The organism is Vreelandella halophila, assembly GCF_019903425.1.
Classification (GTDB): domain Bacteria; phylum Pseudomonadota; class Gammaproteobacteria; order Pseudomonadales; family Oleiphilaceae; genus Halospina; species Halospina halophila.
Map to the genome: position 1 here is coordinate 55,380 of NZ_JACHUZ010000012.1, position 24,862 is coordinate 80,241.

Annotated in this window: 20 protein-coding genes; 5 read left to right on the forward strand and 15 right to left on the reverse strand. The window is 61.9% G+C overall.

Features of this window, described 5'->3' with window-relative positions; all coding sequences use genetic code 11:
* Window positions 1–7: 7 nt before the first annotated feature.
* From H4I92_RS02795 to H4I92_RS02815, 5 genes are read right to left on the reverse strand one after another with little or no spacing between them, the layout of a single operon-like run.
* Window positions 8–700 carry a MotA/TolQ/ExbB proton channel family protein gene (locus H4I92_RS02795; RefSeq protein ID WP_245800840.1) on the reverse strand — a complete coding sequence of 231 codons (693 nt, stop codon included), beginning with the start codon at window positions 698–700 and terminating at the stop codon, window positions 8–10.
* Between the two features lie 2 nt (window positions 701–702).
* Window positions 703–1,005, reverse strand: a complete 303-nt coding sequence (locus H4I92_RS02800) for a hypothetical protein (RefSeq protein WP_077529140.1) — start codon at window positions 1,003–1,005, stop codon at window positions 703–705.
* Window positions 1,002–1,598 (reverse strand): tetratricopeptide repeat protein, encoded by a 597-nt coding sequence (locus H4I92_RS02805; RefSeq protein WP_179105607.1) that lies wholly within the window; start codon window positions 1,596–1,598, stop codon window positions 1,002–1,004. The genes H4I92_RS02800 and H4I92_RS02805 overlap by 4 nt, the downstream gene beginning before the upstream one ends.
* Window positions 1,582–4,383, reverse strand: a complete 2,802-nt coding sequence (locus H4I92_RS02810) for an outer membrane protein assembly factor BamD (RefSeq protein ID WP_077529142.1) — start codon at window positions 4,381–4,383, stop codon at window positions 1,582–1,584. The genes H4I92_RS02805 and H4I92_RS02810 overlap by 17 nt, the downstream gene beginning before the upstream one ends.
* Entirely contained in the window at window positions 4,380–5,441 is a 1,062-nt protein-coding gene (locus tag H4I92_RS02815; protein WP_077529143.1) for a hypothetical protein, read from the reverse strand. The genes H4I92_RS02810 and H4I92_RS02815 overlap by 4 nt, the downstream gene beginning before the upstream one ends.
* Window positions 5,442–5,796: 355 nt before the next feature.
* Here H4I92_RS02815 and H4I92_RS02820 point away from each other — a divergent pair, with 355 nt between their 5' ends.
* Window positions 5,797–6,525: a lipoprotein intramolecular transacylase Lit gene (locus H4I92_RS02820; RefSeq protein ID WP_077529144.1), complete on the forward strand. Its 729-nt coding sequence runs from the start codon at window positions 5,797–5,799 to the stop codon at window positions 6,523–6,525.
* A gap of 96 nt (window positions 6,526–6,621) precedes the next feature.
* On the opposite strand, the gene H4I92_RS02825 is transcribed toward H4I92_RS02820, so the two are convergent.
* From H4I92_RS02825 to H4I92_RS02865, 9 genes are all read right to left on the reverse strand, one after another.
* Window positions 6,622–8,274, reverse strand: a complete 1,653-nt coding sequence (locus H4I92_RS02825) for a hypothetical protein (RefSeq protein WP_077529145.1) — start codon at window positions 8,272–8,274, stop codon at window positions 6,622–6,624.
* Window positions 8,275–8,404: 130 nt separating this feature from the next.
* On the reverse strand, window positions 8,405–11,131 hold the full coding sequence (locus H4I92_RS02830) for a TonB-dependent receptor (RefSeq protein WP_179105608.1): 2,727 nt from the start codon (window positions 11,129–11,131) through the stop codon (window positions 8,405–8,407).
* A 192-nt stretch (window positions 11,132–11,323) separates the two neighbouring features.
* Window positions 11,324–12,562: a tetratricopeptide repeat protein gene (locus tag H4I92_RS02835; RefSeq protein WP_077529147.1), complete on the reverse strand. Its 1,239-nt coding sequence runs from the start codon at window positions 12,560–12,562 to the stop codon at window positions 11,324–11,326.
* A gap of 23 nt (window positions 12,563–12,585) precedes the next feature.
* Window positions 12,586–13,230 carry an energy transducer TonB gene (locus tag H4I92_RS02840; RefSeq protein WP_077529148.1) on the reverse strand — a complete coding sequence of 215 codons (645 nt, stop codon included), beginning with the start codon at window positions 13,228–13,230 and terminating at the stop codon, window positions 12,586–12,588.
* Window positions 13,231–13,233: 3 nt separating this feature from the next.
* The gene (locus tag H4I92_RS02845; protein WP_077529149.1) at window positions 13,234–13,641 is read right to left on the reverse strand and encodes an ExbD/TolR family protein; all 408 of its coding nucleotides are present in this window, start codon (window positions 13,639–13,641) and stop codon (window positions 13,234–13,236) included.
* Window positions 13,634–14,176 (reverse strand): MotA/TolQ/ExbB proton channel family protein, encoded by a 543-nt coding sequence (locus tag H4I92_RS02850; RefSeq protein ID WP_077529150.1) that lies wholly within the window; start codon window positions 14,174–14,176, stop codon window positions 13,634–13,636. The genes H4I92_RS02845 and H4I92_RS02850 overlap by 8 nt, the downstream gene beginning before the upstream one ends.
* Complete coding sequence (locus tag H4I92_RS02855; protein WP_077529151.1) at window positions 14,169–15,563, reverse strand: MotA/TolQ/ExbB proton channel family protein; 1,395 nt, start codon at window positions 15,561–15,563, stop codon at window positions 14,169–14,171. The genes H4I92_RS02850 and H4I92_RS02855 overlap by 8 nt, the downstream gene beginning before the upstream one ends.
* Before the next feature lie 2 nt (window positions 15,564–15,565).
* The gene (locus H4I92_RS02860; RefSeq protein WP_179105609.1) at window positions 15,566–16,345 is read right to left on the reverse strand and encodes a DUF3450 domain-containing protein; all 780 of its coding nucleotides are present in this window, start codon (window positions 16,343–16,345) and stop codon (window positions 15,566–15,568) included.
* Between the two features lie 226 nt (window positions 16,346–16,571).
* Complete coding sequence (locus H4I92_RS02865; RefSeq protein ID WP_077529153.1) at window positions 16,572–17,183, reverse strand: methyltransferase; 612 nt, start codon at window positions 17,181–17,183, stop codon at window positions 16,572–16,574.
* 96 nt (window positions 17,184–17,279) lie between these two features.
* Between H4I92_RS02865 and H4I92_RS02870 the strand changes: the two genes are divergently transcribed.
* The 3 genes from H4I92_RS02870 (at window position 17,280) to H4I92_RS02880 (ending at window position 21,713) form a co-directional block, all read left to right on the forward strand.
* Window positions 17,280–18,035: a VIT1/CCC1 transporter family protein gene (locus H4I92_RS02870; RefSeq protein ID WP_077529154.1), complete on the forward strand. Its 756-nt coding sequence runs from the start codon at window positions 17,280–17,282 to the stop codon at window positions 18,033–18,035.
* A 92-nt stretch (window positions 18,036–18,127) separates the two neighbouring features.
* Window positions 18,128–18,706: an inorganic diphosphatase gene (locus tag H4I92_RS02875; RefSeq protein WP_179105610.1), complete on the forward strand. Its 579-nt coding sequence runs from the start codon at window positions 18,128–18,130 to the stop codon at window positions 18,704–18,706.
* A 205-nt stretch (window positions 18,707–18,911) separates the two neighbouring features.
* Complete coding sequence (locus tag H4I92_RS02880) at window positions 18,912–21,713, forward strand: TonB-dependent receptor (RefSeq protein ID WP_077529156.1); 2,802 nt, start codon at window positions 18,912–18,914, stop codon at window positions 21,711–21,713.
* 108 nt (window positions 21,714–21,821) lie between these two features.
* Here the strand turns inward: H4I92_RS02880 and H4I92_RS02885 are convergent, their stop codons facing one another.
* Window positions 21,822–22,202: a MerR family transcriptional regulator gene (locus H4I92_RS02885; RefSeq protein WP_077529157.1), complete on the reverse strand. Its 381-nt coding sequence runs from the start codon at window positions 22,200–22,202 to the stop codon at window positions 21,822–21,824.
* Window positions 22,203–22,326: 124 nt separating this feature from the next.
* On the opposite strand from H4I92_RS02885, the gene H4I92_RS02890 reads away from it, so the two are divergent.
* On the forward strand, window positions 22,327–24,801 hold the full coding sequence (locus H4I92_RS02890; RefSeq protein WP_077529158.1) for a heavy metal translocating P-type ATPase: 2,475 nt from the start codon (window positions 22,327–22,329) through the stop codon (window positions 24,799–24,801).
* Window positions 24,802–24,862: the final 61 nt, after the last annotated feature.

The window sequence follows — 24,862 nt, forward strand, 5'->3', positions numbered from 1 at the left end:
GCCGGCCTCACCCTTCGCTGCGCGCGGTACTACCCGCCTGGGTTTCCGAGATCAGGTTCAGGAGCTTGACCCCGGCCATTTCCAGGCTGTCGATCATTTCGTTGGTCCGGGTCTGGAGATAGGCATGGGCCAGCAGCAGCGGAATCGCGGACATCAGGCCGAAGGCGGTGGTGTTCATGGCCACGGAGATGCTGTCCGAGAGCATGCTGGCCTTGTTGGCCGGGTCCGCATCCGCCACGGCGGTGAACGCGGAGATCAGGCCCATGATGGTGCCCAGCAACCCCAGCAGTGTGGCCACGTTGGCCAGAGTAGCGAGATAGGGGGTACGCTTCTCGAAGCGTGGCAGCACCTCCATCAGCCCTTCCTCCATGGCGTATTCCACATCCGTGCGCGACTGGCTGTTGCGGAACCGGGCCAGACCGGCGGCCACCATCTCACCCACTTCCACACCGGACTCACGCGCGGCTTTCGAGGCTTTCTGGAATTCCCCCTTCTGCAGCAGCGGCCAGAGGCCGGACTCGAAGACCCTGCGGTTGCGGCGTCGTGCCACCTGCAGGTAGATCATCCGTTCCAGCGCAATCGCGAGGCCAATGAGCAAGATCAGGGCAATGGGAACCATGAACAGCCCCCCTTGCTGGAAGAAACGGACTGCGGATTCCATCAGTGGGATCTGCGTTGCGTTGGCTATCGGTGTCGGCATGGTCAGCGGGTCTCTCCGGTTGAGGCAGCCCCCGGCAGCGCCTCCAGAAGCGTGCCGGGGTCACTGCGGTATCTGAGATAACGGCGGTAGTTCTGGTCATCGAGCGGACTCAGGAGATCGCCCAGACGCCCCTGTTCCGCCCGGGGCGCCTCCATGGGCGCGTCCCTGGGCAGCCGCCAGGGCATCAGGTGCATCACACCCGGGCGCTCATCCACGCCCTGGATGCGGATACCCTCCGCGTCGTCCTGGGCTTTCACCGGCATGGCCAGCAGCACCATCAGCAGGGCTCTTTGCCACGTTTTCATTCCACCCTCCGTTCCAGGTCCCGGATCCAGAGTGCGACTTCCTCATCCTCCACCTCAGTCAGCGACTGGTAGCGGCGGTAATGGGCCAGTGCTTGCTCGAGATCCAGCAGATAGAGTTCGGACAGAACAGCGAGGTTGTAGTGCAGCTGCGGGTGTTCCGGGTTGACCTCCAGTGCCTGGCGCAGCAGCGCCGCGGCCGGGTCGATGCGCCCCTGCTGGCGATAGAGCAGCGCCAGATCATTGGCGGCCGCCGCATGCTCCGGTGACTGATCCAGCAGAGCCTCCAGCGCCCGTACCGCCTGCTTCGGCCTTTCCTGGTGCCGGGCCACCATGGCCCGCAGCATCAGAACATCCGGGTGGAAGCGGTGATCGCCTTCCACCCGCTCAAGCTGGCGCCCGGCAGCGTCCACACGGCCGCCAGCAAGCGAGGCGCGCACCTGCTCCAGTTGTTCCCGATCTGACGGGGCCAGTGCCGGCGTGACCAGCTCCACCCTGTCGGGCATACGGCCGGGCTCCGGGCCTGGCTGCATACCGGAACAGCCGGCCAGAAGGCCCATGGCGAACACCACACCCCACTCAGCGCGCCGCTTCATGGCGGGCCTCCGTCCACTGCAGATCACGCTCATAGCGGGCCGGGAACAGCTCCGCCAGACTGTCGAGGCTGCGGTTCACCCAGCCCGTCCAGTGCCCCTCCGGTATCCGTTGCTGATTGCGCTGGTGGAGCTCGATGGCCTTCTCCTCGAAGGGGTAGGCCTCCTCTTCCAGCAGCATTTCGTACTGGTTGGTCTGGAGGTCACTCAGCCCTGAGGGGCGTTCGGAGTCAAGAACATCCCGGGCCAGCTGGCGGTAAAGCTCCGCCATGCGATAGGTGCTTTCGGTGGCTGTCTCCGCAATGCCGAAACGCTCCGCCCTGCGGAACCAGTCCAGACTCTCGGCAAGGGCATCGCGCTTGCGCGCCAGGGATTCCTCCAGCGGCGCGCCCAGCTCGATCCGCTCGAACCCTTCAGCGGTACGCCGGCCCAGCCAGAGTGCGCTCCGGCTGGCCAGCCGGGCGCTCCGGGCTGTACCTCCGGTCCCTTCCTCGACCTCGACAATGGCTCTGTGGGTCGCGGCCAGAGCCTCCTCTCTTTCAAGCGCCTCCTGCATCTGCGCGAGTTCGTGTCGGCGCTCCTGCTGGAAGGCGTGGCCGCCCAGATGGTCGGTCCCTTCCGCCAGGTAACGCTCGTACAGCGCCACCGAATCCGCCAGCCGCCCCGCCTCGCGGTAATACCGAGCGGCCCTCAGACGACGGCGCCAGCGTTCCTCCGTGTTCAGGTCAGTCGGGATTGCCACCAGCATGGCATCCGCAGCCTCTCCGGGGCGTCCCGCCTTGCGGTGAGCATGAACAATACGTTCGTTCGCCCTTGGGGCCAGCTCATGTTCCGGGAAGCGCTCGCGGAATGCCTCCAGAAGGCGGATGGCTTCATCCCACTGCGCCAGTCCCAGCACCAGGCCGGTTTCATCGTAGCGGGCGCTGGCCGCCACTTCTGTGCCAGGCGCCGCCCTGTAGGCCTGATGGAACCATTGTCGCGCCTGCTCTGACTGTTCACCGGCTGCCAGCCGTTGCGCCTCCTGATAGAGCGCCACTCCCTGGTGTTCCCGGAAATCCACCAGACGGTCATCATCCGCCGGTGTCAGCTGCCGCACCTCGGCCCAAGCACTGGCGGCCTCCGCGTATTCCTCCGCGTCCATGCGGAGATGGCCCAGCAGGATCCAGCCCGCCCTGCGCTGGTCGTCCGTGGCATCGGCTTCAACCAGGGTCCGCGCCACCCCGCGTGCTTCGGCATACCGCCCTACCTCGTACAGGCGGTTCGCCAGCATCTGGCGGACACCGTTGATATCGGCGTGCCAGGAGAAGTCCTGAACAAAGCGACGGGCGTCGGCGATCAGCCGATCCCTGGAATCGACATCCTCCTGTTTCCGCCACTGGTCATGGCGCAGCTGAACCAGCGCATAGGCTGCCTCACCCGCGCCCGGGAAGGGCGGCTCGGACCAGGCGGCACGCTCATACAGGTCGGCGGCACCCGCGGTGCGGCCACCCCGCAGGGCGGCATCTCCTGCAAGCAGGACCATATAGCCGGCGCCAGTCCCCATCACGCCGGCTTCCATCCGGAAGCGTCCGACGCGATCGGCGTACTGGCGCATACGCCGGGATGCCTGGCGGTAATGGCGGCGGGATTCACCGCCCTCCAGAGCCTGCCCCCGAGTGTAGTGCCATACCCCCAGCGTCCGCAGATACCCCATCACCTGCCGGCGCACCGGCCGGTCAAGCGCAGCCATGGCGTCGGGCCCGGCATGGTTTTCCACCGCAGCGCCCATGGCATCACGCATGCGCTCCGCATCGCCCGCCAACCGCCAGCTCTCCACAATTTCCGTGAGCATGGCCGGGGCCGAGGGATGCTCCGGGTAGTGATCACGGAAGGCTTCGGCGGTGGCGACACTGCCCTGGTGATCACCACGCTCCCGCAGGAAGCGCAGCAGGTGATCATAGAGTGTGGCGGCATAGGGCCGGTCACCATGGGTGTCCAGGACGCGCGCGAGGGTTTCCGGACCACGGTCATAGGTGGCGATGAGGCTGAGTACCCGCTGGGCGTCCGCTACCTGCTCCGCATCCTTGCCCGAAACCCTGTCAAAACCGGTACCCGGTTCGTGATAGCGATCCATGAAAACCAGGAACAGCCTGGCCGCGTTCATGGCCTCGTCATTGAGAAAGCGGCTCCATCCCAGCATGTAGAGGCTGTCATTGCGGAAATCCTCATCCGGCCCATACTTACGAGCCGTCCCAAAGGCCTCCGCCGCCTCCGTGTAACGGCCCTGGCTGAAGCGGTACTCACCGGTGCGGAATGCCGCTTCCGCCATGAACGCCGAATCCCCATGCCGCTCCATAATCCGTTCCAGATAGCCCACGGAGCGCCGTGTCTGTCCGGCGATATCACTGGCCCGGGCCGCCTCGTAAAGCAGCTCCGCTTCCCGTTCGCCCTTCGCGTCTGCAAGCAGGGTCTCAAAGTCCTCCAATGCGGCCCTGTGCAGTTGTTCCGAAGCTTCCTCGGAAAGACCCAGGGGATCACCAAAACGGGCTTGCAGGTTCTGGATGCGGTTGAGGGTGCGCACGCGCACCAGCGGATCGTCCGCTCGCCTGAAAACCCGGGCATGACGGCGCACCGCCTCTTCCAGTGAGGCCTCCGGGCTGGCGCCGTTACCGCTGCGGATGACTATGGGGCTGAGATCCCCCAAGGTTGAGGCGCCTTCCTGCATGAGCACGGTTGCGCCCGCACCACTGGCAGCGGTCACAAGCAGAGCAATGAGGCAAACATTCAGGAGGCTACCGGCACGCATCATTCCCAGCCGCCCCGCTGCACCGGTCTGTCCATCTGCCGCAGGGCCACCTGTTCATAGACCAGGGCCTGCTGCCTGAGGTTGCGGTCCCGGAAGCCCCCAAGCCGTTCACGTTCATCGGCCAGAAAACCGAGAAACCCCGCATCAAGCCTTGCCGGGGCCGCCGAGGGATCACCGCCGTCCGCGACATACTCCAGCACCCAGGCGATCAGTGGCGAACGGGTGTGGTTGCGGCTGCCACGCAGGAACTCAACCAGATCCCGGTCGTCCTGCAGCTCCCAGCGGATCAGGCGCACTACCCCGTGTTCCCTTACCTGCTCCCGCAGGCCATCAAGCCGTTCGATGCTGCGCTCAAGGTAGGCATGGTTGCGTTCCGCCGTCATCAGCGCCTCACTGTGATGACCGGATTCGCTGTAACCCCATACGCGGACCAGCCGTGCCTCCACCACCCCCGGCCAGGCCACCGGGAAGCGCTCTACCCGCTGCCAGGTCTGGAGGGCGCGGTGCAGGCTGCCGTTACGAGCGCGGGCAATACCGAGCAGATAGAGGCCCTCGCTGACCAGGGTGCTGTCGGTGCGCACACGGCTCAGGACCTGCTCCGCTCGCCTGGGGTCGTCGTCACGCAGCGCCAGTAGCCCCTCGGCGATATGCGCCCGACTGACCAGGTCCGCGCCCCGCAGGGAGCCATCCCCGGCGGCCAGCGAACGGACCACCCGAAGCGCGACCCGTGTGCGACTCAGGGATTCCCGCTCCAGGTGCGCCATGGCCAGGTTGTAATAGCCCATGCCACCCCAGAACGGGTCACTGATGCGGTTGAGCTGGTTGCCCGCTTCACTGAAGTGCTCGTAGTGGCGTGCGGTCTCGGCGAGCAGGAAGAACAGCTCATCCCGCTCCTCCTCGCTCACACTGCCGGGCGAGATATCCGCGGACAGGATTGATTCGGCGCGCTCGGGGGTAACCTGGTCGAGCGCATCCCGCGCGCGCTCCAGCGAGGACGCCAGCGCGGACGGGATGGACAGGACGCAGAACAGGAAAAAGACCGTAATCAACCGGATCGCCATAACCTCCAGACTCCGGGTTCCCGGGAAAGGCGGCGGCCAGTTTACCAATCGCGGTCAGTGCGGGATGTGGGACAGGTCACCCACTGACGATCCGGAGTGTTATGGCTGTCGCAAATCGAGCGGTCGAGACAATTTGGGCCATGTCCCCGTTTCTCGCCGATCCGCGAAGGAGCTGGATTTCTCGACATACCAGCCCATGTGACAGCGCTGTCACCGTTCTGTCATCTAACCAGCCTAGGTTCTGGCAATACGGTACCTGAGCCCCGTTCCTTTGATTGACCCTTAACGGTCCCCTCTCAGAACCTCAGGGAGTGACCAACCCTGTACTTCGAATCCATACCAGGGAAACCATGTTATGCGCCATCCAAGCCGTCTGTTGTTCTGGCCTGCCTTCCTCATCAGTCATCTCCTGTTGTCCTTCCTGCTGGCCTGGCACCTGCTGGCCCAGGTGAACTTTGGCTATGCGCTGGCCCATCCGCTGCTGGACATTCAGCAGCATATCCATACCTACGGCCCGGAGAACCGTTACAAACAGGGCTTCGACGAAACGTCTCCGGAAGAGCACAGGGCACTGTTTGCAGCCATTATCAAGAGTATCCAAAGCTCGGGGCAGGGGCTCGAAGACATCGAGTACCAGAGACCCGACGGCAGTGACAGCCGCCTGTTGCGCGAACCGGAGGTTGTACATCTGGAGGATGTGGCCCTGCTGGTGGATGCCCTGTACTGGGCCGGCGCCGGGGCGGGGGCTCTGGGCATACTGCTGGGATGGATTGCCTACCGGCAGAGGTTGAGGCCTCCCAGGCCAGCGCGTGTGCTGGCCGGGTTCGCCCTGGTTCTGGCCGCCGGTGGTTCCCTGCTGGCGCTTCTGGGCCCGGTAAAAGTCTTCTATGGTCTCCATGACCTGATCTTTCCACCCGAGCATACCTGGTTTTTCTACTACGAGGACTCGCTGATGACCACGCTGATGAAGGCCCCGGACCTGTTCGGGGTGATCGGTGCGCTCTGGTTGCTGGTCAGCCTGGTGTTCTGGGGATTATCGGGTTGGGCTCTGCTGCAACTGTATCGCAGTCGCCGAGCCGTTTGAGAGCGATTAGTCGACTATTATTGGGAACATAAAAAAGGGGGCCCGCAGGCCCCCTCTCTACTTACACCCGCAAGCGGGCGTCTGGGCGTTTTCCGATCACCGGAAGTCAGCGCCACCGAAGATAACGGGCTGTTCCGCGGTGCCGTTAACATCGATCTCGGAGCCACGCGTGATTACCAGGGAAGCCTGGGCGTTGCTGTTCCCGAAGATCTGAGTACCCGCGTCGATGGTCAGCGTATTGTTGGCGACAGTGGACGGATCCGAAGCACTCTCGACGTCACCATTACCGACCTGGACCGTCTCGTTGAGAACATAGACGTGGTCGTTGCTCAGGGCGAAGTCGCCGTCAAGATCGCCGTCGTCGATCACGCAAACCGGGAAGCTTTCACCGAAAACATCGGTCTGCCCACCGTACTCGAGCCCGGTGATATCACCATTGCCGACATTGGCGTTGCATTCCTCAGCGCTGGATGTATCAGCTGGCGTGATGTCACCGGCTTCAATCTCGGCCTGGAGCGGATGGAAATCTTGCACGTTGCCCGGCAGGTTGGTGGACAGATCGCTGCTCTTATATGTCCAGCCGTCCCAGAAGGGGCCACCGTTGTCCGGGATGGTGTCGGGCGCGCCTGCGCTTGGATCCACGGCACCGTGCCAGTCGTTGGCTGTGACCTGGTTCCCGCTGTCGGTCGTGAACGGACCTTTAGAGTCACCGTCGGCTGTCTCGTCAGTTCCGATCGCAAGCGTCTGGTTGTCGATCGTCAAGTCGTTGTCAACCGTAAAATCACCTTCAGCGCTACTTTGGAAGGTACCCTGGAAGCCGTCCCCGTCTTCACCCGAAACGGCGCCCGCGGCGCAGTTAAAGAGCACGTCACCGTATTCCATGTCCCCGTCAACTTCGTCGTCGACGTCGAGGCAACCTTCCTGGAACTCGCTCGTTACGCTGCTGCCACCGCCGGCCACGCTGGAAGTATTGTCCGTGTAGACGGACCGGAATACCTTGCCGCCATAGCCCTCGCGGTGCAATGCACCGGCGGTCAGGTCGCTTTCGTTGCCCCTGTGGCCGAGGATGGTGACGTTGGTCAGCACCGGCTTCGTCTTCGGTGTGGCACCGAAGTCGTCGCCGTTGTTGTCCGTCTCCATGCCGCGGTTGCCCGAGTTCGGACCCTGAATGACCAGTGCGGTCTTGACAGTGCCCTGCCAGCCCTGGTCCTGGTCCAGCGAGTCGTCGGTAGCAGCCTGGATCACGACATTACTTGCGTCGGCAGCGCCACCGAACCACTCGATGCCATCATCGTCCGAATTGATCACCTGAATGTGGTCAAGCTTGGTTCCAGAACCTGATGCCTCAATCGTGACGCCCTGCACTTCCTCGTCCTGACGGAACGCTGTACCGGTCTCTGCCACAACGGCGTACTCAATCGAACCGTTGGAGTCGTTGTTGTCGGTACCGCCATAGTAGCGCTCAACGCCATCCGGAACGGCCTCGGTCAGGGCCTGGTTGTTATCACTAGCGCCGGCGATGTTGATGTTGCCGTAACCGGACAGAACGATACTGCCCCAGTCGCCGCGGCCATCCAGATTCGTCACATCGCCCTGGATGCTCCCTACTTGTCCGGTACCATTGCCATCGCCGTTGTCGCCATTACCGTTGTCGGCATTGTTACCGCCGCCGCCACTGTCTCCGCCGCAGGCCGTCAAGCCAGCAGCCGCAATCACAGCGAGAGCAAGAGTGCTTTTCGTATGTTTCATGTCGTAATGCCTCCTAGAGAGCACTTGTATTCCTGTCTTTTTATCCCGCTCCGGGATGTTCATCACCCTAGAGACGGTTTGTTTCAGATTGATGAAGCTTGTGTAATGATCCAATGACAGTCCGGGGCACCTAGAAGCGATACTTCATGCCAACATCGAAATCGACGCCCGGCTCATAGGTCTCGTAGGTGCGACCGCCCTGCGTTTCGGTGATCGACTCGTTGAGCAGATTCCCGACACCGGCACTGATGCTGATGCTGTCGCTCCACCGGTAGTCGTATTCGATATCGATCTGGGTCCGTGCCTCCTCGAAGATATCCGGCTGCTGGCGGGATACTGACGCCAAGCGTTCCCCGGTGAAGTTGGCCGCCAACGCCAGGTCGTGCGCGCCGGTCTCATAACCGACCAGCAGGTTGACCAGCTCATCGGCTTGTCCCTGGAGTCGCCGTGTGTCGCCGTCGACTGTTACTTCCGAGTCAATGAGCGAGAAATTGCCCTGCAGGTACATCTGCTCAGTCCAGCTCCAGGAGTCATCGTAGGTACCGATGAGGGTCGGGAGGTTCAGCCGGCCGGTGGCCTCAAAACCCAGTACCGTTGCCTCCTTGGCGTTGCTCACGCGGCGGATGGTGCCTGTCGTTGAGGGGATCAGTTCCTCTTCCAGAGCATTGGTGTAGTCCTTGGCGAAGATTCCGGCGGAGACGAGCTCGCCCGGCGACGGGAACCACTCCCAACGCACGTCGAGCGACTCGATCTCGGCAGGCTTGAGGCCCGGATTACCCGTGAACTGTTCGTTGGTGTCCGGGTCGCGGTAACGGACACCGGTACCGTTCGGATCACCACCGATCTCATTGAGCGTCGGACGCGAGATAGTTTTACCCAGCGCTACCCGGGCCTGCATATCGTCCGCAAAGAACCAGGTACCCGACAGCGACGGCAGCAGGTTCGACTCCTCAAAGCCCGCGACCACTGGATCGTCGGTGGTCTTCAGGCTCTCGACCTCATAATCGGCGCTCTCACCTCGCAGGCCGGCAACCACACGCAGCGTGTCCGCCCAGCCAAAGTCGGCCTTGAGGTAAGCCGCCTGGACGTCAGCAGTACCCTCGTAGAAGTCCGTCTGATTGGAGTTGTCACCCACTTCAACACCGTTGCCGATATTGCCCGGCGCAAGGATCTCCTCAATGGGGTCGCTCGTGTCCACCGCATTGGGGTCCGGACGCAGGCCGAGTGTGCGTGTGCTGGATTCGCGGTCTTGACTGTCAACGGCACCCCCACCTGAGAGGTCAATCGATAGCGATCCACTATCGAACACCGAGCGTTCCAGGTCGAAGGCCAGGCTAGTGATATCGTCCTGAGTGTCGATGAAGCTGCGCGTCGCGTCATCACGGTCCGTGAGACGGAAATCATTGCCGGAGTTGAGCGCCCGCGTGCGGCTGTAAAAGCGCCGGTCAGGGTTATCCCTTTCGGCCCTGGCAACAAGCGCACGCCAATCAAGCTTGACCACATCGAAGTCATGCTCGCCCACGAGCTGCTCGCCGAACATCTGGCGCTCATTCCAGTCGAGCGTGACGTTCTCGATCTCCAGCGACTCGCTAACCGAGCGCTCGCCGGTTCGCAACTCAGCGCGCTCGGTCGTCTTACGGCTCAGAAAGGTATTGCTGGTGAGCTTGTGGTCGCCCCAGTCCAACGACACCGCGAGGAAGCCGCTCAGATCAATGTTATGATCCGTACGCTCTTCAAGCTGCTGCTGTGTCAGCCGTAGGCCATCCTCGGCTACCGCGTACCGGTTCTCGGTCGTTTCCCGCTGACGGTATTCGCGATCCCAACCCAGCGTCCCATTGATCCCGACGTCGGCGCCGAGTGCCTCGGTGTTCGTACCACCGGCGATCGACAGCCCGAGATCAGGCGGCAGCGTCTTGTCCTTAGCCGCCCAAATGTTCGGCATATTCTGTGCACCTTCTTCCAACCCAGGTTTGAAGCCGCTGCTGCCGTCGAGACCACTAAGTCCGCCACTGATCTCGCGCGTGCCGTCATCAGTACCGAGGAAGTCACGGTCACCGCCGTCGTACGTCAGCCCATCCTCGCCAGTGCTCTGGGTGTTGCCCCCGGCTGATACAGAAATCTCAAAATAGGTCTCATCCGGCTCGGCAAGCGTGCGCAAGTCGACCAGGCCGGCGCCGAAGGACCCCGGCTGCGACGCGTCGTAGCTCTTGGAGACGCTGACCGAGGACAGGATGCTGGTGGGGAACAGATCAAGCGGTGCAATCTCGCGGATGGGGTCCGGACTCGGCAGCGGCGAACCGTTCAGCGTGGTCTCGGTATAGCGCTCCGGCTGGCCCCTGATCGTGACGAACTTGCCGTCCTCGACAGACAGGCCGGTCACCCGCTTGAGGGCGCCTATGGCCTCCGAGTCACCCGCGGCCTCCATCTGGTCGGAACCGATCACGTCGGACACCTGGGGCGCCTCGCGCTGGGTTGTGATCACCGATGCGGGCGAGCCCTCAAGATAGCCGGCCTGGACTTCATAGTCTCCGAACTCGGCCGTTTCGGTGCCGCCCCGCGCCAGTTCAATGGCGCGCGTAGCCGGCTGATCATCGGTTACTTCAACGCCATCAACCGTTCTGGTCTCGTAGTCCGAACCCGCCTCGACCTCCAGCGTATAGGTGCCGGGATCGACTTCGAGTTCATAGTTGCCGCCACCGTCCGTGATCGCCTCGGTGTCCGCACCCTGGACGGTTACCGTCGCACCGGAGACAGGGGCCTGGGTGTCGGGCTCGACCACCTTGCCTGTCAGTGTGGCGGCCTGTGCCGTCGCCATCATGGGCGCTGCCAGGAAAACCAGCGCCGCGCGCGCTGTCACTGCGTTTCTCGTGTATCTCATGATTGGCCCTTTCAGGTCTATTGAAACCCCTGGCGGCATGGGATTTGGCACCACCAGGGAGTTGCCGTTAAATGCTACCCGGGGAAGGTGACAGTTTTGTTACGTCGCTTTAGGGCGGCGATCGGCCGCCGAGCCCGCGAGTGGCGGCCCAGGGGATAAAGGTGGACGCTGTCAGGAGCGATTGGTGCCTGAGCCGTTTTTCTTCTGCCGGTCGGCGTACTGGTGCCACCGGCGCGCCTGCTTGGCCGTATCGGTGTAGTCCCTTGCTTCGTTGAACGCCGCCATTGCCTGGTCGTGCTCACCCAACTCGAGATAACCACGCCCGATCAGAATGTGCGCCTTTCCGGGATTCTCAAGGTCGTCACCCTGGAGCGCTGTACGTGCGGCATCGATAACGCCCTGCCAGTCATTCAGCCGGGTGAACAGACTCGCCCTTTGCAGGTGATACTTACCCGGGCTGCCCTGCTGGGCCGCCTCGTCATACGCCGTGATCGCCCGTTCCCATTCCTTGGCCCGCATCCACGCCTGCCCGGCGAGCGCCCAATGGTCCTCGTTGGCTTCGATGCGCCCCCGTTCGATCTCCCGCTCAATCAATTCGGCCGCGCCCGCCGGGACGCCGATCGTCAGACCGGTGCGCGCGAGCCGAAGGATTTCGTCCTCGCTTTCCAGCAGGCCCTTGCGGTAGGCCAGCTCAAGAACCGCGTGGGCGTCCTCGTTGCGCTCAAGATTGAGGTAGACGCTCGCGAGCTGGGTCCAGTACTGCCCCTTATCAGGCCACAGGGTCAGCATGGTCTGCAGGGTCTCCGCCGCCGGGGCGAAACGGTCCGACCGGTATTGCAGCGACACGAGCAGCTGGTAGTACTGCTCCCTCGGGCGGTCGCTTATCTCGATCGCCTTATTGATCGCTTCGATGCCCTCCTCACCGCGATCAAGCTGCGCCAGGATATTCGCCTTCAGGGCGTAATCGTCGGCGCCCCGATCCTCGATCTCGGCGAACCAGTCCTCAAGGTACCCGTAGGCCTTCTCGTATTGTTCGGTCCGCGCATACAGTCGCGCGAGCATATTCTGAAGCTTGAGGCGTGGCGTATCCGGCAGTGCCTCCACCGCGAGCGACCGCTCGAAGGCATCGATGGCATCGCGCTCACGCTCCATGCCCAGGTAGGCATAGCCGAGTGCCTGCAGCGTCAGCCCTTTCTCGTAATCACGCTTTTCAACCTTGTCGAGCAGCTGCTCGAGTTCACTAAGCGCGGCGTCGTGCTTCCCTTCATCCATGAGCTCGCGCGCTTCGTTGAGCGCCTTGTGGGTCGAGCGCGAGAGTTCCTGGGATTGCGCCGGCGCCGCGGCGCACAGCCCCACAATGGCGCTCGCCGCGGCGAAGCGGTATAGGCGTTGTGTCAAGGACATGGTCATGACGGTCTCCTCTCGTTCAGCGCTCAACCCGAGTTGAGCTTGAAGCGGATGGTCTGGCGGGCGCGGTGCGGGATCTTGCGTCCGTCCTGTTCTTTCGGTTCAAACGTCCACCGCGACAGGGCACGCTTGGCCTCCTGCTCGAACGTTCCTTCAGGATGCGAATCAACCACGGTGATCTTGGTGACCGAACCATCCGGCCGGATGGTGAACTCCAGCGTCACAAACCCCTGGGTTCCTTCGCGCCGGGCCTCGAGGGGGTATTGGGGTGGAACGCGCGAGGTCGGCGTGGCATTCGTGTTAACCCCGGCATCACTGGAAAAATCGCCGACGTAAGGCCCGCTGCCGGCACCCATGTCGATGTCCATGTTCGGCATGTCCATCTCCGGCATGGCCTCGCGCGGGTCGGTCTGTTGCTGTGCGACCGGCTCGGGGGACTCGGGCGGCGGCGGAGGGTCCTCCGGCTCCTCGGGCTTCGAACGCCGATCCTTGGTGCGCGTCTCCGGCTCTTCCTCATACTGGATGAAGTTGATCGGGTCGTCGTTGGAGGAGTCACCCAGGCCCGTGTTCTCGTTGGTTACGAGCCACACCATGAGCCCGAAAAGGGCCACGGTGATCGCGCCACCGACGGCAATGGCGAATATCAGGCGCAGTGCGCGAGCCGCGGCCATAGCCTATTCCCCCTGCCGCGCCGCGACCGAGACACCGGAGGCGCCGGCCTGGCGCGCCTGGTCGATTGCCTGGACCAGTATGCCGCTGCTCGCGTTTTCATCCGCGACCACCACCACACTGGCTTCCGGGTTCTCCGCCAGCATGCGCTCAACGTTCGCGCGGATCGCGTCTTTCTCGATCTGGCGATTGTCCATCCACACCTCGCCGTCAGCGCGAACGCCAACCAGGATGCTGCCCTTCTCCTTGCGTTCGGCAGTATCCGCACTGGGGCGCGAAACCTCGATGCCGGTCTCTTTGACGAATGAGGTGGTGACGATGAAGAAAATCAGCATGATGAACACGATGTCGATCATCGGTGTCATGTTGAGTTCAGCGTCTTCCTGATCACTGGAAACGTGACGGTTACGCATGGGAATATCCTCCGGAAATGGCCATCCTGTCCGCTAACAGGCGGGTTTCGCCTTTGGCTCGGCGCTCGAAGTAGACGCCGAAATAGAGGCCGGACAGAGCGGTGACCATGCCTGCCATTGTGGGAATCGTGGCGGCCGATACCCCGTTCGCCATGGCGCGCGGGTTGCCTGTACCCATGACCGCCAGCACATCAAATACCTGGATCATGCCGGTGATGGTACCCAGCAGCCCGAGAAGCGGGAGCACCGCCACAAGCGTCTTGATCACGGGAACGTAACGATTGAGGCGAATCTCCAGCTCGGAAATCAGCGCCTCACGCACCCGGTGTGCATACCAGGAGCTCTTGTCGCTACGCGCGTTCCAGTGCTCCAGCGTCCGGGCCAGATCCTGTGGGTAGCGCCGGGCAAAGAACAGGAAGCGCTCGATGATCAGCACCCACAGCAGCACGGTCACGGCCAGAATCAGCCAGAGGACATCGCCCCCTGCGCTGAAAAAGTCCCGGAATGCTATGAGCAGTGCGTTGAACTCATGCATGGGCCTGGTTCTGCTCCTCGGCGTGGTTCGCAACAATGCCGCTGGCCTGGTATTCAAGCGTCTGGATCAGGCGCCGGCTGCGGCCATTGAGCATGCTGTGCAGCAAGATCAGTGGTACGGCCGTGATCAGGCCCAGCGAGGTCGTGACCAGTGCCTGCGAGATACCGCCAGCCATCAGCTTCGGGTCACCGGTTCCGAACAGCGTGATCGCCTGGAAGGTCGCGATCATGCCGACGACGGTGCCGAGCAGCCCGAGCATCGGCGCAATGGCAGAGAGAATCTTCACCGTGGCGAGACCACGCTCAAGGCGCGGAAGACGCCGCTGGATTGCCTCGTCCAGCTTCAGCTGCAACGTCTCCGTATCCGTGTCCTGATTCTCGTGGTATGCCTTCAGCACCTCACCCAAGGGATTGTCCGTGTTCGGGTTGTCGAGGTCCTTGCGCTGAGCGCTCATCCTGCGTTCTGCAAGGCCCAGCGTGATGAAGCGCTCAAGCGAGATCAGCAGGCCGATCAGGCCGATCGCGATCACGACGTAGCCGACCAGGCCGCCCTGTTGAACACGCTCGGTCAGTGTCGGCTTCTCGCCCAGGCGACTGAGGATGGAGCCACGCGAGGGGTCCACCGGCGCAGCCAACATTTTCGCGTCCCCGCCAGACTCGTACAGATTCGCGGCCATGAACTGCCAGTGACCGGGAGGCTGGCGTGGCAGCACGGACAGTTCCTGGGTCGACGACGTGAAGTTCAGGAATTCGCTCCCGACGAAGGCACTGAACGGCCCGATGCGCATCACCTCGGCCTCTTCGCGAGTGCCGTCCGGTTGCACGATCTCGGTTTCGTAACGGGCGAGCTCGCCGGTGGCGACCATCTCCTCTAGCAGGGTGCGCCACAGGCGATCAATCTCCCCGGTCGACGGCAGTTCCTTGGTGTTCGACAGCGTTCCGAGGAATTCGGCGCGCTCGGGGTTCTGGCTCGCGGTCAGCGATTCCCGCATGATCGAGCGCGTATCGCCCGCCACCTCGCGAATGACACCGAAGACCTCGCCAAAGTCACCCTTGCGGTTCTCCAGTTCCTCGCTCTTTTCAGTAAGCGCCGCCTCGTTCTCGTCGAACGTTTCCTGCAGCCGCTCGCGCCGCTCACGCGCCTCGTTGCGCGCCTCAAGCGCCTGGTTCAGCATCGCCTCGCGCTCGTTCACCTTCTCGATGAACCGGTTAACGCGCTCCTCGGCCTGCTGTTGTTTCTGCTCGCGCGCCTCGCTCAGCTCATTGAGCAGCTGCTGCAGTGAGCCCTCCTGCGCGTGAACGGGACCGGCTGCCAGGAGACCCAGCACAACCAGAAGACTGGCAATAAACGTCGATACGGTACGCGGAATGTTCAGGGTAGACGTCATGATCAGTTGCCTCCCGGCGCGTTGACGGGCGTCTTAACAAGGTCCGGTGGCGCCTGTTCGGCGGCGATCCGGTAGCCCTTCTCGAAGGCTGCGCGGAACGCGCCATCCACGGGTTCCCAGGCATCTTCAGCCGGGTTCCAGCGACCGGTGCGCTGCTGGTCGAGCGTCTGGTACATCAGCGCGACCCGACCAATGCGCAGGAAGCGCACGCTGCGCTCCTCGCCCTCGAGTTCAAGCTTCCCGCGGTAGGTGGAGATGGTGCGCCCGTATTCCAGTTCCTTCTGGAAAGCCGACATCAGCTGCCGGTATTTCTCCGCAGTCGTGACGTCCGCACGTCCCATCATGTCCTCGAGCTCCTCGACCCGTGCATGCCGCTCGTCGGCCCTGAACGGAACATCGCGTTCGACAAAGCGCTTCAGTGCGTCGAGCGCCTCGAGCATGCTCGGCACGAACTCTTCCTGGGTGCGGTCGATTTCCGCCAGCTGCTGCTCAAGCGATTCAAGCTCTTCGCGCTGCGATTCGACCTGCCGCTGAAGCTGATCGTTATAGACCCGCAGGTTCGCAGCCTCATCGCGGGCCGCGCGATACTCGGCGAGCATGGACTGTGCCTCGTTGGACAGCTCATCGATGCGCTGCTGTGTTTCCTGCCCCAGGTCATCCAGATTCTTCTGGGCCTGAGTGACCGCATCGACATTGTCGTCGGCAGCCGATGTCACCGGGCAGACGGCAATTACCAGCGACGCCGTAATAGCGCGTGCCAGCAGGTGTGGTTTCAAATGCACCTTGTTGGACCTCCATGGATCGTGGACCTTCGGCCCCGCTTCGACGCTATCCGCCCTGAGGGCGGCATCGAGTCGGTGGCGGCGCCGTGCGGCCATGATGATGGGGCCTAGTTGTTACAATCAGGTGACGTTTTTCTTGCTGGAGTGTTAAAAGAGGCGTTGCGCGCTGGGTCCGCTAACAACCAATGGGGCAGGAACACGCTGGCCGTCCGCGTGGGAGGCAAGCCTAGGATTTCAACTCAAACACGGCTTTCTGCGTGGGTGCACCCAGTTCTGGATGCGCCTCACCGATACCGCCGAGGCTAACCCGGTAACCATTACGCGCCGCGACACCGCTCACCCACTGCCGGAATTTATCGCGCCCCCATTCGAAGCGATGGTCCGGATCGCGGAATTCACCGGGCGCCAGATCAAACAGCGGATTGTAATCGGCATTCGGCGTGGTCATGACCAGGAAAGAGGGCCGGAAGTGCTTGAACACGGCACATTCCAGCGTGGAGAGATCCCGGGGCGGCACGTGCTCGATAACTTCAACCATGGCCGCCGCGTCGAAGCCGGTACAGGCGGGATTGGGTTCCTGGAAGGAGCCCCGGACCAGCTCAACGGCAGGCGCCCGTTGCTGCAACCAGCAGGCCAGGCGTTCCCGTGCGTTGCGCAGGGAAATCCCGGAGGATTCCAGCCCCACCAGGCGATCAAAACGCTCCGACTCCAGGCACCGCTGAAGCAGGGCCCCGGAGCCACAGCCCAGGTCGAGGACATTCCGGGCCCGGCTGTTCGCCAGTACTGACACAACATGGTCAAGGCGGACTTCATGGAGGGCGCTGGTCTGGGTATCCATAATCTCAGTCTATGCTGCCGGTTTGACGGGTAACAATGCCGGGAACGGCTGGAAAGGTTACATTGGGGTCTGATTATACGGATTTGTGGAGCATCCATGGCCAACACCCCCCTGGAACACAGCCACCAGCCGGAAGCCATCCGGGAACGCCTGTCTGAGCAGCCGAGCCAGAGCTACCTGAGCGACGCCATACTGGGTGGTATCGACGGCTGTGTGACCACCGTTGCCGTCATCGCCAGCGTGGCGGGTGCCGGCCTGCCCGGCATGATCGCCTTCGTGCTGGGCATCGCCAGCCTGATCGCGGATGCCTTCAGCATGGGCGTGAGCAACTACCAGGCCGTCAAGAGCCAGGACGATGCCCGGGAGCAGCTTCGGGACCAGGAGGAGCGCCACATCCGTTTCGCCCCTGAGGGTGAACGCGAGGAGATCCGGGAGATCTTCCGGCAAAAGGGTTTCGAGGGGGACACCCTCGAACAGGTGGTGGACACCATCAGCGCCGACAAGCGCCTCTGGGTGAACACCATGATCCAAGAGGAGTTCGGCTATGCCCTCTCGGGTCCGGCGCCCTTGAAGGCCGCGCTGGCCACCTTCTGGGTATTCATCGCTGTAGGTCTGATTCCCCTGCTGCCCTTCCTGCTTCCTTTTCTTGCCGGTATGGAGATGTTTCTGGTTAGCGGGATCACCGCTATTGTCGCATTGTTCGGCGTTGGCTGGGTCAAGGGCCAGATCCTGGGTATGGCCCGGCTCCGCGCGGGTCTGGAAACACTCGCCATGGGCGGCGGTGCTGCGCTGCTCGCCTTCCTGCTGGGTTTTGTGTTCGAACCCATGCTTGGCGAGCTCAGGCTCGGTTGAGCCATTACGACGACATAGAACTGTAACAACTTCGCGTTACTGTAGCGTGCATGAGATATCTATTCCAGACAGTGGCCGTAAGCGCCATACTCTTGGCTGCCGCCAGCAGTGCGACAGCCAGTGCGGCAACAGACACAATCCCGCACCCCTACCAGCTGGCACAGCCGGAGGAAGCACCAGCGCGTCTGCTCGCGTTGGTAGAGATTCCCGCAGGCTCCTCCATAAAGTATGAAGTGGATAAACAGACCGGCCATGTGATTGTTGACCGTTTTCTTAAAACACCAGTCGCTTACCCCGCAAACTACGGCTCGCTACCTTCGGTATTCGCCAAAGATGGCGACCCTATCGACATACTGGTGTTCACCCGTGCGTCTGTTACACCGGGTGCCGCTATAGAAGTCCGCCCAATCGGTACGTTACGCATGAGCGACGAGGGCGAAGCCGACAACAAGATCATTGCCGTCCCGGCAGCCGATGTTGACCCCTTTTTCGGCGATGTACACAGCATCGAGGACCTGCCTGATGAATCCCGTGCCAGTATTGAGGCCTTCTTCAGAAACTATAGGTCCAACGACCCTTCCAGCGAGAAGGTAACGACCGATGGTTTCAGGGATGCCAAGGCCACTACCAAGGCCTTGAAGCGCCTCCTGAACAACAGCCACTCCAAGTAACGCACACCATTGAGCCCTGATCGGCCTGCCCGTCAGTAACCGGCGGGTACTGCATACTCTGCCCTCGTCATGATCATGACGCTTTCCTCAAAACCCACCTCCCTCAACGACTTGTGAAACCCCGACGACATTCGAGGGACACACAACTGTCACACCCTTTCCCTACCGTGTAACCGCAATTAACCGACAGCAATGAGGAAGCCACATGTCGAGCAGACAAAACAACAGACCCCACTTTCAGCGCACGCTACTGGCGCTGGCAACAGGGGTGTCAGTATCCACCGCGCTCCAGGCTGCGGATATCTCGGGCCAGGTCACCAATGCCGAGACCGGGGAGCCACTGAGTGGCGTTCAGGTACGCGTAATGAAAAGCGGGAAGACAGTCTACACAGATGATTCCGGCCGTTACGAACTTCAGGATATCGATGAAGGCAGTCAGACACTACGCTTCGACTACCAGGGTATTCCCGCCAGCAACGAACAGGTAGAAGCCGACTCCGAGAACGTGGTTCTGAACGTCGACCTTGCCGGCTCTGACGCGTCTTCACTTCCCGAGATGCTTGTCAGTGGTCAGCAGTACGCGCAGAACAAAGCGCTGACGAAATACCAGAACGCGGATGCTATCAAGAGCTTCATCTCTTCAGACGAAATGGGGCAGTTTGTCGACCAGAACGTGGCGGAATCCGCCCAGCGTCTGCCGGGGGTTTCCATTACCCGTGACCAGGGCGAGGGTCGGTTTGTCAGTATTCGCGGCATTGGACCCGAGTTGAGCACTGTCACCGTGAACGGGATGCGCCTGGGCACGCCCGAAGACGGTTCCCGCGCAGTGCCACTGGACGTCATACCGACGGGCTCGGTCGACACGATTGCCATTACCAAGGCCCCCACGCCCGACATGGCAGGCGACTCCATAGGCGGTAACGTGAATGTGCAGTCCGCCTCGCCTTTTGAACAGGATGAGGGCCAGATACGCTACCGTGCGGAAGCCTCCCACAACCAGCTCAGCGGCGAGACTGGTCCTAATTTTCAGTTCAGCATGAGCGATGTCTTCAACGATACGCTGGGCGTTTCTTTCGGAATCAACTACAGGGACCGTAAGCTCGAATCCGATAACGTGGAGGCTGAGTACGACGAACTCGATGGCCCCGACGGACCGGGTTTCACGATTGTCGAGCTTCAGGAGCGCAAGTATTTCGTCAACCGCGAACGCCTGGGTGCCAACCTGAACCTGGAGTTCCGGCCCGACAGCGATACACGCTTTTTCGTGGATACTCTCTACAGTGAGTTCACGGACAAAGAAACCCGCCAACGCAACAAGTTTGATCTGGACAGCGGTAGTCTGACCAGCTTTGACGGCAACCGTGGAACCATCGAGAACATTGACGGCAGTGACTACAACCGGCGTATTCGTTTCCGCACGAAAGAGCAGGATACCCTCGCAATTAATGCGGGCGGCGAGCATGACTTCGAAGACTGGAACCTGGATTATTACGCCGGCGTATCCGACACGAAAGAGCGGGTCACGGACGAAAACGAAGGCCGCTTTGAATACGACCAGGGACAGCTTGGCGCCGATTTCTCAATCGGTAATGGCCGACCTGATGTCGATGTGAACGCGCCTAGCGGCAGTGTCCTTAATGACGCCAACTTTGTTCTGGACAAGACTATCCTGGAACCGAAGGCTGTGGATGATGACCAGCAGAACATCGGTTTCAATGTTGAGTTCCCTGGCGCTATGGATATCGCCAGTCTGACGCTCAAGACCGGTGTGGACATGCGGTTCACTGAGAAGGATGTGGATGTCAACGAGATCGAGCTGGCTGATACACCCAACATCCGGCTGGACGAGTTTTCGGATGGCGCGCTGAAGAATTTCTCCACGGAATCGCTGGATCATGGCTTTGCTGATCTCGGTAACCGCATCAGCTTTAACCGCTATCTCAACTTCTACAATGCCAACCGTGAAGACTTCAACATTGACCCTGATGACCGTGACGAAATCAGGGAGCTGAGAACCGCGGAGGATTTCGTTGCCGAGGAAGACGTTACTTCCGGCTATTTCATGGGTACTTGGGAGGAGGATCGCTGGAAAGTGATCAGTGGTGTCCGCGTTGAACAAACCGACTTTTCGGCTACGGGTAACGAGCTGGAGTTCGACACCAATGGCAACCTCAGTGTCAGCCCACGAACGGCGGATTCAAACTACACCAACGTGTTGCCCAGTGTTCACGCCAGCTATGACCTCACAGATGACATGGTGCTCAGAGGCGCCTGGACCAATACCATCGCCCGCCCGGATTACCAGGATATATCGCCCCGTACCGAAATTGATCGTGAGGATCAGGAAGTGGAGCAGGGAAATCCGGACCTGGATCCCTTTGAAGCAACCAATTATGACCTGATGTTCGACTGGTACTTCGCTGAGGCAAGCGTGTGGTCCCTGGGCGCTTTCTACAAGGATATCGAGAACTTTGTAGTGGATCAGACGCGCAACAATGTTGCCGAATTCAGTGGCTTCGACGTCACTCGACCCACCAACAGTACCGAAGCCAGCGTCCAGGGCGTTGAAACGAACTTCCAGTACGGCTTCAGAGAAGGAGCCCTGAAGGGTGTTCTGCTGGGTGGTAACCTGACGCTGCTTGATACGGAGCTGGAGGTGCCGGAACGCAGTGGCGAAACCTTCAGTCTGCCAAGCTCTCCGGATCGCACCGGCAACCTGTACGTGGGCTACGAGGAAGGACCAGTCAGTACCCGGCTCAGCGTCAGCCATCGTGATGAGATCCTGGACGAGCTGGGTGATGACACGCGTTATGATGTCTATCAAACCGAGCACACCCAGGTTGATTTCACCTCTTCCTACCAGGTTCACGACTCGGTACAGGTTCTCGCTGAGGTCACCAACATCACGGATGAACCTCTGGAGCTCTATCAGGGCTCTGAAGGGAAAACGCTTCAGTTTGAAGAGTACGGCCCAACGTTCTCAGTAGGCGTCAAAGGCAGTTTCTGACTGATACGGAATGACCCCCTGCGCCGCCCCGAGGACGGGGCGGCAGTTTCATACCTGAGCAAGTCGAGCAGCCCAACCCTACCGAGCGCCAGAGCTTGAGCCCGAATCTCACAACCCGAATGACGCCAGGATCGGACAGGGGCCGGAATCCTCTGCCTCACAGTCTGCTGCTAGTTGCTCCAGCGAATCACGGGCCTGCTGCAGTTCCTGAATCCTGACATCAAGCGCTTCAATACGGCTCCTTGCGAGCTCTCTGGCACGGTGATGATCGTAGCTGGCATCCAGGCCAATCAGCTCCCTGATCTCCACCAGCGAGAACCCCGCTGCCTGCGCCTTGCGGATGAACCGGAGACGACGCAGATCCTCATTCCCGTAGTGCCGAACGCCGCCTTCACGGGGCGGGATCCCGAGCAGCCCCTTGCGTTGGTAGAAACGGACCGTTTCCACCCCCACATCACAGGCAGAAGCCAGTTTTCCGATGGTAAGCATTGTTCTCCTCAGCTCTGGACTTGACTCCGTACCATGGTACGGCATCTATTCTGATTGTATACGGTAACCCACAGGTCTATAACAAGAATCTCAACCGCTGAACGGAGCGGCAGGAGGAGCACCCATGAGTACTACAGACCGCGAATACGACCTCACCATAGAAGGCCTGAACTGCGGCGGCTGTGTCAGCAAGACAGAGAAGGCTCTCAACGGCGTGGATGGGGTCAGTGAGGCCAGTGTGAACCTGGCCACGGGCAGAGCCCGGGTCCATGCCGGGGACTCCGTCTCCCTCGGGACACTGAAACAGGCAGTCCAGCAGGCCGGTTTTGATGTCGCGACCGAAACCCTCCGCTTCCAGGTCACCGGTATGCACTGCGGTTCCTGTGTCAGCCGCGTGGAGGAGGCGGCGCTGGCTGTGTCCGGCGTGGTGGACGCCAGCGTGAACCTGGCCACAGAGAAAGCCACGGTGGAAGTGGTGGCCGGCACCGTCGGCGCTGATGAACTGGCCAGCGCCATCAGCGAGAGCGGTTACCAGGCCAGCCCGCTGCGCGAGGAAACCACGGGTGAGGACCAGGAGGACAGCCAGGCCACCGAGGCCCGGTCCCTGAAGCGCTCCGTGGCTGTGGCGGCGGTGTTCACGCTGCCCGTGTTCATCCTCGATATGGGTGCCCATTTCATCCCCGCCTTCCACGAATGGCAGATGCAGGCCATTGGCCAGCAGCCGCTTTACTACCTGTTCTTCGTGCTGGCCACCATTGTCCTGTTCGGCCCTGGCCTGCGGTTCTTCCGCCAGGGCCTGCCCGCCCTGCTGCGCGGCGGGCCGGACATGAACTCGCTGGTGATGCTCGGGGCTTCAGCAGCCTGGGGCTATTCCGTGGTCGCCACCTTCCTGCCCTCGTTGCTCCCGGAAGGCCAGGTGCAGGTCTATTACGAGGCCGCCGCCGTGATCGTGACCCTGATCCTGGTCGGGCGCTACATGGAAGCACGGGCGAAAGGCAGGACAGGTGAAGCCATCAAGCGGCTGCTCACCCTCCAGGCGCGTACCGCCCGCGTGATCCGGGATGGCGACGCCCAGGAGATCGCCATTGAAGAGGTGGCCCAGGGCGACACGGTCCAGGTCCGCCCAGGCGAAAAGATCCCGGTGGACGGTACCGTCACAGGCGGCAGCTCCTGGGTGGATGAATCCATGATCACGGGCGAGCCGGTACCGGTTGAAAAGGCCGAGGACGACGAGGTTGTGGGCGGCACCATCAACCAGTCCGGCAGCCTCACCTTTACCGCCACCCGCGTGGGCAATGACACCACCCTGCAGCAGATCGTGCGCATGGTGGAGGAAGCCCAGGGCTCCAAGCTGCCCATCCAGGCGCTGGTGGACCGGGTGGCCGGCGTATTCGTGCCGGTGGTGATGGCCGCCGCCGCCCTGACCTTCGGCATCTGGCTGCTGTTCGGGCCGGACCCGGCACTGAGCTTCGCGCTCATCAACGGCGTGGCGGTACTCATCATCGCCTGCCCCTGCGCCATGGGCCTGGCCACGCCCACCTCCATCATGGTGGGCACCGGCAAGGGCGCCGAAATGGGCATTCTCTTCCGCCGGGGCGATGCCCTGCAGCGCCTGCGCAACACGGAGGTGGTCGCTTTCGACAAGACCGGCACACTTACCCGCGGCCAGCCGGAGCTGACGGACTTTGAGGTGATGGGTGACCAACAGGAGGACGAGCTTCTGCGTCTGGTCGCCAGCGTGGAACAGGCCTCGGAGCACCCCATCGCCCGGGCCATTGTGGCAGCCGCCGAGGCGCGTGAGCTGAGCCTTTCGGACGTGTCCGATTTTGATACGGCCACCGGCAAGGGCGTCATCGCCCGGGTTGATGGCCAGGAAGTGGCCCTGGGCGGCGCCGGCTACATGAAGGAGCTGGGTGTGCCCACCGACCAGAGCGGCAACACGGCGGAAAAGCTGGGCAACCAGGGCCGCACGCCCCTCTACGCCGCTGTGGACCGGCAACTGGCCGCGGTGATCGCGGTGGCGGACCCGCTCAAGGAAACCACGGTGGATGCCATCCGGCACCTGCATGAGGCGGGTCTGCGCGTGGCCATGATCACCGGCGACAACCAGCACACCGCCAACGCCATTGCCCGCCAGTGCGGCATTGATGAGGTCCAGGCGGAGGTCCTGCCGGACGGCAAGGTGGATGCGGTGAAGGCGCTGCAGGAGGGCAACCGTGCCGTGGCCTTTGTGGGCGATGGCATCAATGACGCGCCGGCGCTGGCGCAGTCGGATGTGGGCATCGCCATCGGCACCGGGACGGACATCGCCATTGAATCGGCGGAAGTGGTGCTGATGTCCGGGGATCTGCAGAATGTGCCCAACGCGATCGGGCTGTCCCGGGCAACGATCCGCAACATCAAGCAGAACCTGTTCTGGGCCTTCGGGTACAATACGTTGCTGATTCCGGTAGCGGCCGGGGTGCTGTATCCCTTCATCGGGGTGTTGCTGTCGCCGATGTTCGCGGCCCTGGCGATGGCGGCTTCCAGTGTCTGTGTGCTGACTAACGCCCTGCGGTTGCGGCGGTATCAGGCGCCTATGCAGACGTCTCCAGCCTGATAGACTGTTCTTAGCAGAGGGGCTGGCAGTGTCTGTTGGGAAACGCTGTAAATACGTCCGT

Coding starts and splice junctions, on each gene's coding strand:
- H4I92_RS02805 (WP_179105607.1), bottom strand. CDS start 1,598: ATGAAGCGGCGCGCTGAGTGGGGTGTGGTGTTCGCCATGGGCCTTCTG.
- H4I92_RS02800 (WP_077529140.1), bottom strand. CDS start 1,005: ATGAAAACGTGGCAAAGAGCCCTGCTGATGGTGCTGCTGGCCATGCCG.
- H4I92_RS02855 (WP_077529151.1), bottom strand. CDS start 15,563: ATGACGTCTACCCTGAACATTCCGCGTACCGTATCGACGTTTATTGCC.
- H4I92_RS02865 (WP_077529153.1), bottom strand. CDS start 17,183: ATGGATACCCAGACCAGCGCCCTCCATGAAGTCCGCCTTGACCATGTT.
- H4I92_RS02890 (WP_077529158.1), top strand. CDS start 22,327: ATGAGTACTACAGACCGCGAATACGACCTCACCATAGAAGGCCTGAAC.
- H4I92_RS02885 (WP_077529157.1), bottom strand. CDS start 22,202: ATGCTTACCATCGGAAAACTGGCTTCTGCCTGTGATGTGGGGGTGGAA.
- H4I92_RS02845 (WP_077529149.1), bottom strand. CDS start 13,641: ATGCGTAACCGTCACGTTTCCAGTGATCAGGAAGACGCTGAACTCAAC.
- H4I92_RS02825 (WP_077529145.1), bottom strand. CDS start 8,274: ATGAAACATACGAAAAGCACTCTTGCTCTCGCTGTGATTGCGGCTGCT.
- H4I92_RS02810 (WP_077529142.1), bottom strand. CDS start 4,383: ATGATGCGTGCCGGTAGCCTCCTGAATGTTTGCCTCATTGCTCTGCTT.
- H4I92_RS02795 (WP_245800840.1), bottom strand. CDS start 700: ATGCCGACACCGATAGCCAACGCAACGCAGATCCCACTGATGGAATCC.
- H4I92_RS02815 (WP_077529143.1), bottom strand. CDS start 5,441: ATGGCGATCCGGTTGATTACGGTCTTTTTCCTGTTCTGCGTCCTGTCC.
- H4I92_RS02840 (WP_077529148.1), bottom strand. CDS start 13,230: ATGGCCGCGGCTCGCGCACTGCGCCTGATATTCGCCATTGCCGTCGGT.
- H4I92_RS02835 (WP_077529147.1), bottom strand. CDS start 12,562: ATGACCATGTCCTTGACACAACGCCTATACCGCTTCGCCGCGGCGAGC.
- H4I92_RS02870 (WP_077529154.1), top strand. CDS start 17,280: ATGGCCAACACCCCCCTGGAACACAGCCACCAGCCGGAAGCCATCCGG.
- H4I92_RS02820 (WP_077529144.1), top strand. CDS start 5,797: ATGCGCCATCCAAGCCGTCTGTTGTTCTGGCCTGCCTTCCTCATCAGT.
- H4I92_RS02850 (WP_077529150.1), bottom strand. CDS start 14,176: ATGCATGAGTTCAACGCACTGCTCATAGCATTCCGGGACTTTTTCAGC.
- H4I92_RS02880 (WP_077529156.1), top strand. CDS start 18,912: ATGTCGAGCAGACAAAACAACAGACCCCACTTTCAGCGCACGCTACTG.